The organism is Sphingomonas sp. Leaf37 (genome assembly GCF_920939475.1).
GTDB lineage: Bacteria > Pseudomonadota > Alphaproteobacteria > Sphingomonadales > Sphingomonadaceae > Sphingomonas.
Map to the genome: position 1 here is coordinate 1 of NZ_CAKLAX010000002.1, position 13,077 is coordinate 13,077.

Sequence of the window (13,077 nt, forward strand, 5' to 3'; positions counted from 1 at the left end):
AGACCGTCATCGCGCAGCTGCCAGGCTGGCTCGCCCACTACAACGAGGTGCATCCGCATCGCGCTCTGGGCTATCGTACATCGCGCAAACCCGCGAGGCCCCGTCAGGCCTTTAGGGGGCAACAACAGTTTGCTTTCGGGGGTATCTTCACGGGGACCGCCCGGCACCACTGCCGGACTACCCCATGGCCCTGCCGTCATTCCTGCCGTCGCGCGACAGGGCAAAGGTGGCGCACTCGGGCAGGGCAGGGACCGGTGCTCGACACGCGTGCGCCGTCGTCACCACCCTCGAGCACGCGCCGCGTGCCTGGCATGGCCGCGACCGGAGCATCCTCGAGAAGACGGTCGGTGATCGTCGAGCGACCGATCCCGACGATGCAGTTCGACGCGGAGGGCCGCACAGGCCGCAATCTTGAGAGAGAAGGCCTCAAGCCGGTGAGCGTTCAGAAGCCGCTCTCGAGCACCAAGCCATTCGACATTATTGCCGTCCATGCTCGCGTGATAGCTCGACAATGACTTCGCCGATCAGCTCTCTCAGCCAACGATGTGCCGGATCGTGGCGGTAGCGAACGTGCCAGGCCATCTCGACCGGAAAAGTGCCCAGATCGACCGGCGCAGCGAGAACCTTCAGACGCGGGTCGTGTCGGAGGCGGCGGCAGATGAGATCGGGCAGTGTCGCGCAGTAATCCGTCACCGCAATCATCTCCGCCACCGCAAAGAAGTTGGTGACGGAGATCGCGACGTCGCGCTTCAACTCTTGCTGCGCGAGCGCCTGGAACAGGCCGGCGCGCATGCGGCCGGGCGGCACGATGTTGACGTGCTTCAGCGTCTCGAACTGCTCGCGCGTGATCGTGTCGTCGACAGTCGGGTGATCGGCGCGAACTACGCAAGCGAGGCCTTCGTCCATCACATGCTGGACGACGAGGTTGTCCGGCGGATCGATGATCCGGCCAAGGACGAGCGCGGTGGTGCCGGAGACGACGCCCGTTTCGGAGAGGTCGTTGCCATAGGGCGTCAGGCGCAGCCGGATGCCGGGCGCGACCCGTTGCAGTCGGGCAACGATCGCCGGCACCAGCACGAATTCGACGTAGCCGTTGGGGGCGATGGTCAGCAGCCGCTCGGTGGTAGCGGGATCGAACGCCTGCTGGCCCAGCACCGCATCGTCGAGCCGCGAAAGCGCCTCGGCGATCGTCGGCGCGATCGCCAGAGCGACGGGCGTCGGCAGGATGCCATAGCGTTCCCGGATGAACAGCTGGTCGCCGAGCATCAGGCGCAATCGCGCGAGCGCATTCGACAACGCCGGCTGCGTCATCCCCAGGCGTTCCGCCGCGCGCGTGACGCTGCGCTCCTCCAGCAGGGCGACGAAGATCGGCAGGAGGTTGAGGTCGTAGCGCATGCAGTCATACTGAAGACGATATATCCGGGATCAAGATAATAAACTTCTGGAATATGTCGTCAGCCGCCATCTTGCTCCTGCCGCAGCGACTGCGGCGCATGGCAACGGAAGGCTTCCATGACCAAGGCGACCATACTCATCCTCGGGTCCAACGCGACGCAGATCACTCTACGGGGCGGCGGCAGCGCGTCGATCGGCCAGTATCTCAACGAGACGACGGTGCCCGCGATGGCGCTGATCGATGCCGGCTACGATGTCGTGCTCGCCACGCCCGACGGCACCAAGCCGCACATCGACGCGGTGTCCGACGATGCCAGCCACTTCGGCGGCGACCGATCCGCGTACGATCATGCCCGCCGCTTCTTCGCCGACGATGCGACGATGAACGACGTGCAGACCCTGCGCGCGGTGATCGAGGGCGGGCTCGACCGGTTCGCGGGTGTGTTCGTGCCGGGTGGCCATGCGCCGGTCGTCGACCTGATGCAGGATACCGATGCCGGCACGATCCTGCGTCACTTTCATCAGGTCGGGAAGCCGACCGCCCTGCTGTGTCACGGTCCGGTCGCCGTGCTGGCGGCGCTGCCCGAGGCGGCGGCATACCGGGCCGCGTTGGTGGCGGGCGACACGGCCGGAGCGACGGCGCTGGGCCGCGGCTGGGTCTACGCCGGCTATCGCATGACGGTATTCTCCGCGAGCGAGGAGCGCGTCGCCGAGGAGCATCTGCTGAAGGGGACGCTTGAGTTCGACATGCCGGCAGCGCTGCGGCTCGCCGGTGGTGAGGTGTCCGTCTCCGACACCGACTTCGCCCCCAACGTCGTTGTCGACCGCGAGTTGATCACCGGCCAGAACCCTGCATCCGACCATCAGCTTGCCGCAGCGCTGATCGACGCGCTGGATCGTTCGCTCGCGACCGCGTGAGCACGCGCATGACCGGCGGAGCACTGCGACCGCGCTCCGCCGCATCTTCCCCCGGTTCGAGGACCATTGCCATGCCTGCCAACGTCAAGATCGTCGCGATCCTCTCCGCCCATCCCGGTAAAGCCACGGCGCTGCGCGCACTGCTGGATGGCATGATCGCGCCGAGCCGCGCCGAGGCCGGCAATCTGCGCTACGACCTGTGGCAGGACCGGGCGAATGCCGACCGCTTCGTGCTCGACGAATTGTACCACGATGCCGATGCTGTCGCCGCGCACCGCGAAAGTCCGCATTTCCAGCATTACGCTTCGCTGATCGCTGAGCTCGCGGAGCGGACCGCCGTCGTCGTCGATCCCGTCACCGTCGCCTGACGCCGAACCGCCCCAGGTCTGCCGTCAGGCGATCGTCGGGACGATGCCGCCTTCGGCGCGGATGGCGGCGCCGTTGGTGACGGCGGCGAGCGGGCTCTACGGTCAGGTACGACGATCCTGATCACGCAATCGCCGGTCGATACCAGCGCAGGCGAGCCGCTTACCGTCATGGACGCGGCCGTTCCACAGCCGTAAGCGTCTATGATGTCCTGAATTACCGTCGACGACCTGGGAGAATGACGATGCGCAATGTGGCAAGTGCGATGGCCATCGTCGCCACGCTTCTATTCTCGACTGCCTTGCCAAAGAGCGCCGGCGCGCAATCGACGGGGTTGGACGACATGGTAGGTGCCCGCGCGGGCCAGTCCGAGGGTGAACTGCAGCGCCGCGGCTACGTCAACACCGGTGGTTCGAAGAGTGACGATCGCAGCTACACCAACTGGTGGAACGCAGCTCGTCGCCAGTGCGTGACGATCGCAACGATGAACGGGCGCTTTGATTCGATCACGCCCACCACCGCGCCCGACTGCCGTCAGCCCGCAAGCATGCGGCCACGCCCCGATGCCGGCGTCCGGCCTCGGCCAGGCTATGTGCCCGAACCAAGCTATCCACGTCCGCCAGACCAACCTGAGGGTGAACGTCCTTCCACGCTCCCGAGTGGTCCGGGAATAGTCGTTGGCGGCAGACCTGTCGGCCTCGGCTTGGTCTGCTTCGGAGACGGAACGCACGACGGCGTCGCAACCGGCACGACGTGGACCTGGAACCCGAGGCGAGATCGCTACGAGTATGGCAGCTACACGGAGTCTCGGCCTGAGATGTTCGATGCCTCGCTGATGGTGCAGACCTGGGATGGCGGCGGCCGGATCAGACTGCCGAAGTCGCTGATCCCGCCGATCAATTCGCGGGGGAACAATGGGTGGTGGGACCTATCGAACGTCTCGGTCGGCCCTGATGAGATACGCGCGACCTATCGGCTGAATGGACTGAATAAGCCGAGGATCGTCATCGATCGCCGCAGTGGGCGGATAACCGTGCAGGGCTCGTCCAACTACGGCTTCCGCGGACGTTGCGACACGATTGGTCACGACCAGCCACGTCGGTTCTAGGCGCATTGTCTCTGCCGATCGAACCGGCGCGGTCGACCGACCTCGTGGTCACGACGGCGATGTTCCACGGCTTCGGTCTCATGGTGATCGGGCGCTTGAAGCGAGCGCTCGATCACGGGCGACCACCCATCGCTGCCCCTCACGAGAGAACCAACCCGGCAGTTGCCGCCGTACGTGCGGCGAGATTTTAGTGGAAAGCTGTCCGGCGGCGTCCGGAGCTATGTCAGTCAAACAGCGCCTGATACAATTGACATATGTTATGTTATCACATTACGGAATGGCCCGTTAAATGCAGGGCATCAACAATGACCGTATCGAATATGAGGCATGTGCGAGCGGTACTTTTCGCCGGAACATGCATCCTTCCGTGGTCGTCGCTGGTGGCACAGGGGCCATCGATAGCGGCGGATGGAAAGGCGGTAACGCCCCGCGCCGGCGACATCGTCGTGACCGGGCGCTCGCTCGCCGACGATGGTCAGGTGGCGCTTCCGATCACCGTGCTCGCAGGCGACGAACTCGCGCACCGCCGCCAGGGCGGACTTGGCGAAACGCTGGCGGGACTGCCCGGTATCCACCTCGATAATTTCGGCGGAGGCGCTTCACGACCCGTTATCCGTGGCCAAACGCTGCCCCGGATCGAAATTCTGAGCGATGGCGCGAACGTCTTCGATGCTGCATCCGTATCGCCCGATCACGCGATCGCTACTGATCCACTGCTGCTCGACGCGATCGAGATACAGCGCGGCCCGGCCGCCGTCCGCTACGGCGGTAACGCGATGAATGGCGCGATCAATCTCATCGACGGCAAGGTGCCAAAGTCGATCCCCGCCGGCGGCCTGAGCGGCGCGACAGAGGTCCGTCACGGCACCGGGGATCAGGAGAAGACCGTGATGGGCCGGGTCACCGCAGGCGTCGGCGCGTTCGCCGTGCATGTCGAGGGTTCGAGCAGATCCAGCGAGGACTATGACGTTCCCGACGCCTACGGCAGCGACAAGCTCCGCGATTCCTTTGCGGACAGTGCAAGCTACAGTGCCGGGGCCTCGTGGATCACGTCAAAGGGATATCTGGGAGCAGCCTACACTCGCCAGACGAACAGTTATGGCTTGCCGGGACACAGCCATGCCAACGGGGCGTGCCACACCCACGCCATCAGGCTCCATTGCGCGATCCACGGCTCGATCACCCATCCGTTCAGGGGGCTCGACGATACGCTACCGGCCACCATCGACCTGCGCAGCGATCGCGTCGACATTCGCGGCGACTATGACAGCCTCGTTCCCGGGCTGGATCATCTTCGCATGCGCTTTTCCTACACCGACTATGCACATCGCGAACTCGACGGGCGGCTCGTTTTCGCGATCTACACGAACAAGGTTTATGACGGGCGCGTGGAGGCGACGCATCAACCCGTGCTGGGCTTTACCGGTACGTTAGGCGTCCAGTACACCAGTGGATTGTTCGGCGGCATTGGTAGCAGCCGCCCCAACATCCGCGACAATCAGGAGAAATTCAGAACTGACGACCTCGGCGTATTCCTGACCGAGCGAAGGTCGATAGGCATCGTGGATTTTGCGATTGCCGCGCGGAAGGACTGGAGAACGATCAATGTCGTACACAGGCCGTATGAGGAACTGCTGCCCGCTTCCTTCATAGCAGAACTCACTCCTGAAGAGTTGACTAAGGCGAAAGCGGTATTTGCCAGATCCTTTGAACTAAATTTTCCTGAATCCGACGTGTCGCCGTTGTCAGTGTCGCTCAGTGCGACAGCCAATATGTCGGATGGATTTTTCGCTGGAGTATCGCTTGGGCGATCACAGCGCGCTCCCGGCGTGCGTGAACTCTATGCGAAGAATAACAATCTGGCGACGAGCAGCTATGAGATCGGGCTCGCGCGAACGGAATTCCTCAGGGACCTTCCGCGACCTGTTTCAAACATCCTCGAAACTGCAAAGTCGATCGACGCGAACTTTGGCAAGAAGGGCGGAACGATCGAGTTTGACGTTGGCCTGTACTACAAGAATATCGACAACTACATCTTTGCGCGATTCCTGAGTTCGGAACCCGGAGCGATCCTGCTGGCGTACACGCCGGCGGATGTGCGTTTTCTGGGGGTCGACGGACAGATCAGCTACCGGCTGGATGCACGATCGCAAGTGACGGTGTATGGCGATTATGTCGACGCCGATCTGAAAAGCACGAACGACAACCTTCCGCGTCTTCCACCCGGACGCCTGGGTGTGCGCTATGCACTAGCCGAAGGTCCGATTACGGCCGATGTCGATTATAGCCGGACGTTCGCACAGATCCGCTTCGCCTCGTCCGAAACGCGGACCGCAGGATACGACAATCTCAACGCTACGTTTGCCTATCGTTTCGATACGGGATTGGGCAGAAGCGTGGAGTTCTATGTCCGCGGAACCAACCTGACCAACCAGCTTGCGTTTGCACACACGTCGTTCGTCAAGAATCAGTCGCCGCTGCGTGGCCGCAATGTCGTCCTCGGCATGCGCCACCAGTTCTGATCGACGGAGATATCATAGTCAGGTTCCTCGATCTTGCTCGGTTCCGCCGCGCTCCTGTCTTCGTTTGCCAGGGACAGGACGCGGGTATCGGGCACAGGTCCAGCGACCAGCTGTCTGAGCTGGCGGTCCTCTTCCGCAAGCAGCTTCAGGCGCTGCAACTCGGCGATGCCGAGTGCGCCCCGTAGACCTGCTTCAGCCTGCGTTGCCGGAGACCCTGCGTGGCGGCGTGGTCAACATGGATGCGACCGCCGGACACTGGGCGCCGGCACGCGCACGTTCCGGCGGCGCATCGAAGCGGAGAGCACGGACTGCCGGCACCGTTGAACGCGACGTGCGAGGCGCTTGCCCGGCAATCCATGAACGGGCGATGCTGCTCCGACTGAACCGCTTTTTCCCGGCTTCGGTGTGCCCATTCTTGCCTGTACGCCTTCCGCACACGGACGGGCACGACACCGGAGGTTGTACGACGCGGCGAATTACACGAGCGCCTCGCCCAATCGGAATTAAATATCGTCGAGCGCCAGGGTGACCAGCGAACTCATTGCCGCCGCCGCTTCATCGGGGTCGCCAGCGTGGATCGCGTCATAGACACGACGATGATCGGGAATGGGGTCGCGCGGCAGGGCGCGGTCACGCTGTCTCAGTCGGGTCGTCCATTCCACTCCCGCGGTGATGCCTGAGCTGAGCGAGGTTGGCGCGTCATTCCGGGTGGCGAAGATGATGCGGCGTGAATGGCCCGGTCGATCGCCTGTCCGGCTCTGGTCGCCAATGTCTCGTCAGCCATCATTTCCAGCGCGTCGTGCATCGTCCGCAGGTCGTCGTCATCCCGTCGCTTCGCGGCCAGCCGGGCGGCATAAGGTTCGATAGCAGACCGAAGTTCGAAGAGGCTGCGCAGCAGTTGCATATCGGGCGTATCCGCGAAGGCCCACTCCAGCACGTCCGGGTCGAGCATGTTCCATCTATGTCGTGGCAGTACGCGGGCACCCGTCTTCGTCCGGCTCTCGACAAGGCCCTTGGCGATCAGGGCCTGCACAGCTTCCCGATAGACGCCCATCCTCTCTGACGCCGTCAAATCCGTCGGCAGTATTTTCCCGGAATATACTCACCCGAGATGATCGCCTCGCCGAGCCCCTGAGGCGGCGCCCCGTGGGCAAAGACTTCTGGCCCTGCGGTCGAGCGCAATTCCTGGCTCCAACAATATCCTGTTGTCGGACGAGAACGATTCACTACCGCGGCGAACTATCGCCGACGAACCGACTGAAGAACGGCGTATTCAAGGAAATGAAACGAATTATGAAATGATCTATCCCACTGTTAATAATCTACAAATTTAGACCTGTGACGCTTAAACTATTAGCTTGATATATTTTATTCTAACATTGTATTATGATGTCTGCCCATGGCTTACAAAGTCGACGGTTGGGGAAGGATTAATCTTGTGAAAGCAGCATTGCCTTGCGGATTGGCGTCAGGCGTACTTTCGGGCGCATCCGCTTGAGGGCAATCAGACAATGGAATCCGAGTACCTGGAATGACAGGGGGTTGGCGAAGCCAATGTTACCTATATCGACGGCGAGCAGATCGTCCCGGCCGCAACCAATCTTCCATCGTGCCGCAACACGCTGCCCGGAGTGTCGAAGTACAGTTTCGACATGATCGGCCTTTACGAGCTCGGGCCGACGAGCATCCGCGTGGCATACAATTATCGTGGCGCCAACGTCGATACCTTCGGTGGCCCCGGCGTGTTCACTACCGTCTATTCGGACAAGGTAGGCAGGCTTGATCTTTCCGCGAGCTACAACCTCAACGATAACATCACGCTGACGGTGGACGCCACCAACCTGTTGCGCACGCCCTATCATAGCTACGTCAAGGACTCGCGTTACCCGCGTGACGTGCGGTGGGAGGCGAGCCTTTTGTCGGCCGGTGTTCGCTTCCGGTTCTAACGGGCCGGACGGTCGTGACGGCTGCTGTTACCCGTCACGGTCGCACGCCGTGTCATCGAATTGTCCAGGAGACATCTTCATGCTCGTATCCCGTCGTTTCCTGCTAGCCGGCGTCAGCGCGGTCGCCATCATGCCGATCGGCGGCGCGGCGTTTGCCGGGCAGGTCCGCCAGAGCGTGAAGCCGGTGCCGGCACGCTTCGTCCGGTTGAAACCGTCCCTTTTCGCCGACGCGTTCGAGGCCAATCGTCGCTACTTGCTCGAACTCGATCCCGAACGCCTGTTGCATAACTTCTACGTCTCCGCCGGGTTGCCCGCGCCCAAGCCGGTGTATGGCGGCTGGGAGGCGATGGGGATCGCAGGCCACATGATGGGTCACTGGCTGTCGGCATGCGCACTCGTCATCGCCAACACCGGCGACCGGCAGTTGTCTGCGCGGCTCGATCATGCGCTGGCGGAGATGGCGCGAATCCAGACCACGCACGGCGATGGCTATTGCGGCGGCACCACCGTCGAGCGCGATGGCAAGGTCGTGGACGGCAAGATCGTTTTCGATGAGTTGCGGCGCGGTGATATCCGCTCCGGCGGGTTTGACCTGAACGGCGGTTGGGTGCCGCTCTATACATGGCATAAGGTCCACGCCGGCCTGCTCGATGCCCACATACTTGCCAACAATCCGCGGGCCATGCCGATCATGCTGGGGATCGCAGGGTATCTGGCGAGCGTCCTCGAACCGCTGACCGACGAGCAGATGCAACGTGTACTGGCGGCCGAGCATGGCGGTCTGAACGAAACCTATGCGGAAACCTATGCGCTGACCGGCGACCGGCGATGGCTCCGTATGGCCGAGAAAATCCGTCACAAGGCGGTGCTCGATCCGCTGACAGTGCAGCAGGACCGGCTTTCCGGTCTTCACGCCAACACCCAGATTCCGAAGGTCATCGGGCTTGCCCGCCTGCACGAGCTGACCGGAAAACCCGCACATGCGACAGCGGCACGTTTCTTTCACGATCGGGTCGCACACCATCACAGCTACGTCATCGGCGGCAATTCGGAACGCGAGCACTTCGGACAGCCCGACATGCTGTCCGCCCGGGTCACCGAGGCCACATGCGAGGCGTGCAACAGCTACAACATGATGAAGCTGACGCGCTACCTGTACGGCTGGCAACCGGATGCGAGCTGGTTCGACTATTACGAACGCGTTCAACTGAACCACATCATGGCGCATCAGCATCCGGAAACAGGCCGGTTCGTCTATTTCATGCCGTTGGCACCGGGTGCGCGGCGCGTTTTCTCCAGCGCGGAGGACAGCTTCTGGTGTTGCGTCGGCTCGGGTATTGAGAGCCACGCCAAGCACGCGGACTCGATCTGGTGGAGTGACGCTGCGACCCTCTACGTCAACCTCTTCATTCCGTCCGAACTGGATTGGCCCGAGCGTGAGCTGGGCATCACGCTGGACACGAAGATGCCTTCCAGTGGCACCGCGACCCTCACCTTCCGCCGGGCGCCCGCGAAATCGCAGGAGCTCGCCGTTCGTTTGCCCGGATGGGCACAGAACCCGGTGATAACCCTCAACGGTGAAGCGATCACACCGAAGGTGCGCAACGGCTATGCGGTGATCGACCGGCCCTGGAAAGCTGGCGACGCCCTGCTCGTCACGTTGCCGATGACATTGAAGGCGGAGCCGCTGCCCGGTGATCCGTCCGTGGTGGCATTCACTCACGGGCCGCTGGTACTGGCGGCGGATCTGGGTGCCGCGGCCGAGCAATATGATGGCGTCGGGCCGGCGCTGGTCACCGCTGCCGCCGCCACGGCGGTGCTCACGCCGTCAGACGTCGACGGCGCGTTCCGTGCGATCGGTGCACTGGACGAAAAGCTGATCTTCAGGCCGTTCTTTTCGCAATATGACCGTCGTGCCGCGGTTTACATCCCGACGTTCACGCCGGAGGGGTGGACGCGGGCCAGGACCGATTACGTGGCCGCACAGCAAGCGGCTCGTACGCTCGCACGGCGGACGGTAGATGTCGTGCATCTCGGTGAAATGCAGCCGGAGCGCGATCACGGTTTCAGTGCGGCACATAGTGAAATCGTCAACTGGAGCGGCCGCGCGGCGAGGCGGCTTCGCCCCGGGGAATCGATGCGGATGATATTGGCCCGGCGTCCGGGGCCGGCAATATTGCGTTTACTGGTGGCCGCCGGGGATGCCGGTCGCGAAATGGCCATCACCGTCGACGGCCAGACGCTGGGTAAGGGGCGTCCCGCCGGTGACGCGACCGGTAACCTGGTTTCGGTCGATTATATCGTCCCTTCCAGCGGAGCGCAGGGGTCGCCGAATGTGGAGGTCACGGTCGCGGCGCAAAAGGAGGATGCGGTAGTCTACGAGATTCGGATGCTATCGGCGCCGAATGGATTGGTGTCGGTAACGTGAGCCGGCCCGGGCGAGAGGCAGTGGGCCCGTCGTCGTTCGTGCCCTCCCGATAACCTGCGCAAGAAAGCCTGCGAAACGCAAATCAGGCGATGGCCACAAGGGTCATCGCCCGAACATCGGCGCTACTTCCCGGCACGGGAATGGCGGTCGATGAAATCCTGATGTGACGGCATGTGGCGGGCGGCGGCGGCGGTGACTTGACCGATACGGTCGAGCGCGGCGCGTGCCTCGGCCAGGGGTAGCGCCGCGCCTATCGGATCATAGCTCGATGCGAGCAGCCCCTGGCCGTCCATCACTGCCAGCCAGCTCGTCTTGGTGAACAGCTCGTCGGTTTCGCGGAACACACGCCCCGTGCGGTTATAGATCGCGATCCGCTCCGCCAGCGTATCGGGGATCGGCATATCGGCGAGATGGCGCCAATAGGCGGTGTCGCGGCGGCCCGTGGCGTGGAAGTGGAGGATGATGAAATCGCGGATGCTGTCGAATTCGGTCGTCATCAGCCGGTTGTATCGACGGGTGTCGGCCGGTTCGAACGCGCGGGTCGGCAGCATCTCGAGCAACCGGGCGATGCCGGTCTGGATCAGGTGGATGCTGGTCGATTCGAGCGGTTCGAGGAAGCCGCCGGACAGGCCCAGCGCAACGCAATTGCGCACCCACAATGCCGAACGCCGCCCGGCGCGAAAGCGCAGCGTGCGGGGTTCGGCGAGCGCTTCCCCCTCGATATTGGCGAGCAAGGTCGCGGTCGCCTCGTCTTCGGAGACGTGATCCGCGGCGAAGACATAGCCGTTGCCGACGCGATGCTGCAGCGGGATGCGCCACTGCCACCCGGCGGCATGTGCGGTCGCACGGGTATAGGGCGGCGGCGGTCCGGTAACGGCACTCGGCACCGCGACCGCGCGATCGTTGGGCAGCCATGACGACCAGTCCTGAAAGTCCGCACCGAGTGCGTCGCCGAGCAGCAGCGAACGGAAACCCGAACAGTCGACGAACAGGTCCGCCTCGATCCTGCCGCCATCCGCCAGCGTAACCGCATCGATGAAGCCGTCGGTGCTACGGAGTGAGACATCGACCACGCGGCCTTCGCGGCGGACGACGCCTGTGGCTTCGGCGCGCGTGCGCAGGAAGCGCGCGTAGAGCGTCGCGTCGAAGTGGAAGGCATAGCCGATATGCGCAAGCGGCGTGTTGCCGGGCTGGGGCCGCATGAACCGCCCCGCCGCCGCCGCCGTCGCGCAGATCGAATAGTCCGATAGTGGACCGGCCGCGCCCTCCGCGCGCAAGCGCCGCCACATTGCCTCGAACGGCACCGCACCGGGATCGACGCCGTAGACGCCGAACGGATGGAAATAGCGGTGGCCGAGGTGGCGCCAGTCGACGAATTCGATTCCCAGCTTGAACGTGCCGCCGGTCGCGCGGACGAAGTCGTCCTCGTCGATGCCGAGCAGGCCGTTGAATGCCTGAATCGGCGGGATGGTCGCCTCGCCGACGCCGACGGTGCCGATCTCTTCGGATTCGACGAGCGTGATCGCGGGTCCATGGGGGCCGAGCACGCGGGAGAGCGCGGCAGCCGCCATCCAGCCTGCGGTGCCACCGCCGATGATCGCGATGCGGCGAACCGGGCCGTCGTCTTTCGCGTGGGTCATGACATCGCCTTGCATTGCAGGAACAAATTGCCGGTCAGTCGTCCGCGGCGCGGATCGGCGGCGGTAACGGGCAAATGCGACACCAGACCCGAATGGAGCAGCGCCGCACGGTATAGCACGAGCCGGTCGTAGCGAGCCTCGACCGCGCCGATGCGCTCGAACTGCGCGTCGGAACCGGTCCGGTAACCGGACGGCGGATGATCGATCATCTCGCGGTCCAGCGCAGCGCGATAGGAGGGCAGGCGATCGGCATCAATCGTCTCGTACCCGGTGGCCGAATGGCGGAAGAAGCCGGTGCCGTCCGCATCGTCGGGCGACAGGAAATGCACGGTCGCGAATTGTAGCCGGTCGACGGTGTCGACATGGGGCACGCACTGGTCGGGGCTGAGCGCCTCGGGTGGGATGGTCACCAGCGAGAAATTGCCACGGGCGCGGGCGGGAACGACCGGAACAGCGGTGAAATGCGCGGCGATCAGCGGCAGCACGAAGCGGATCATCGCTTCGATATACGCGACGGGAGCAGGCCCGAGCAGGCCAGGATAGCCGCTGCCTGCGCGTGCGGCGTCCGTAAACGACGTGTTCGCTGCCGCATCGACCAGCGCATCGGGGATGCCGCTGGCGCCGTCGATGACGACGACGGGTTCCCCCTCTTCGCCGACATGCAGCAAGCGCGTTGCGCCGGGCTCGGCGAACCAGCGTCGATCTTGATTGGTATGCGGGGTCACGATCGGCATCGAGTTCATCCACGCGGTAC

General features: G+C 63.5%; 9 protein-coding genes and 2 pseudogenes. 7 read left to right on the forward strand and 4 right to left on the reverse strand.

Annotated features, from left to right (window positions below; all coding sequences use genetic code 11):
* A pseudogene (locus tag LRA87_RS18485) lies at positions 1-89 on the forward strand (integrase core domain-containing protein); the annotation flags it as partial.
* 388 nt (positions 90-477) lie between these two features.
* Here the strand turns inward: LRA87_RS18485 and LRA87_RS05275 are convergent.
* On the reverse strand, positions 478-1,395 hold the full coding sequence (locus LRA87_RS05275) for a LysR substrate-binding domain-containing protein (RefSeq protein ID WP_230629830.1): 918 nt from the start codon (positions 1,393-1,395) through the stop codon (positions 478-480).
* Between the two features lie 117 nt (positions 1,396-1,512).
* Between LRA87_RS05275 and LRA87_RS05280 the strand changes: the two genes are divergently transcribed.
* The 4 genes from LRA87_RS05280 to LRA87_RS05295 all read left to right on the forward strand — a co-directional run bounded on the left by LRA87_RS05280 (position 1,513) and on the right by LRA87_RS05295 (position 6,309).
* Positions 1,513-2,313 (forward strand): type 1 glutamine amidotransferase domain-containing protein, encoded by an 801-nt coding sequence (locus LRA87_RS05280; RefSeq protein ID WP_230629832.1) that lies wholly within the window; start codon positions 1,513-1,515, stop codon positions 2,311-2,313.
* Between the two features lie 71 nt (positions 2,314-2,384).
* Positions 2,385-2,681, forward strand: a complete 297-nt coding sequence (locus LRA87_RS05285) for a putative quinol monooxygenase (RefSeq protein ID WP_230629834.1) — start codon at positions 2,385-2,387, stop codon at positions 2,679-2,681.
* 236 nt (positions 2,682-2,917) lie between these two features.
* Entirely contained in the window at positions 2,918-3,787 is an 870-nt protein-coding gene (locus LRA87_RS05290) for a hypothetical protein (RefSeq protein ID WP_230629836.1), read from the forward strand.
* 305 nt (positions 3,788-4,092) lie between these two features.
* Positions 4,093-6,309 carry a TonB-dependent receptor domain-containing protein gene (locus LRA87_RS05295; RefSeq protein WP_230629838.1) on the forward strand — a complete coding sequence of 739 codons (2,217 nt, stop codon included), beginning with the start codon at positions 4,093-4,095 and terminating at the stop codon, positions 6,307-6,309.
* Between the two features lie 503 nt (positions 6,310-6,812).
* Here LRA87_RS05295 and LRA87_RS18445 read toward each other — a convergent pair.
* A pseudogene (locus LRA87_RS18445) lies at positions 6,813-7,363 on the reverse strand (FadR/GntR family transcriptional regulator).
* A 598-nt stretch (positions 7,364-7,961) separates the two neighbouring features.
* On the opposite strand from LRA87_RS18445, the gene LRA87_RS05305 reads away from it, so the two are divergent.
* A complete protein-coding gene (locus LRA87_RS05305) occupies positions 7,962-8,255 on the forward strand; it encodes a hypothetical protein (protein ID WP_329958583.1) in 294 nt (97 codons plus the stop codon).
* Positions 8,256-8,334: 79 nt separating this feature from the next.
* On the forward strand, positions 8,335-10,683 hold the full coding sequence (locus tag LRA87_RS05310) for a glycoside hydrolase family 127 protein (RefSeq protein WP_230629840.1): 2,349 nt from the start codon (positions 8,335-8,337) through the stop codon (positions 10,681-10,683).
* A gap of 122 nt (positions 10,684-10,805) precedes the next feature.
* On the opposite strand, the gene LRA87_RS05315 is transcribed toward LRA87_RS05310, so the two are convergent.
* Both LRA87_RS05315 and LRA87_RS05320 read right to left on the reverse strand, forming a co-directional pair.
* On the reverse strand, positions 10,806-12,323 hold the full coding sequence (locus LRA87_RS05315; RefSeq protein WP_230629842.1) for a tryptophan halogenase family protein: 1,518 nt from the start codon (positions 12,321-12,323) through the stop codon (positions 10,806-10,808).
* Positions 12,320-13,057, reverse strand: a complete 738-nt coding sequence (locus LRA87_RS05320) for a DUF6445 family protein (RefSeq protein WP_230629844.1) — start codon at positions 13,055-13,057, stop codon at positions 12,320-12,322. Before LRA87_RS05320 ends, LRA87_RS05315 begins: the two co-directional genes overlap by 4 nt.
* Positions 13,058-13,077: the final 20 nt, after the last annotated feature.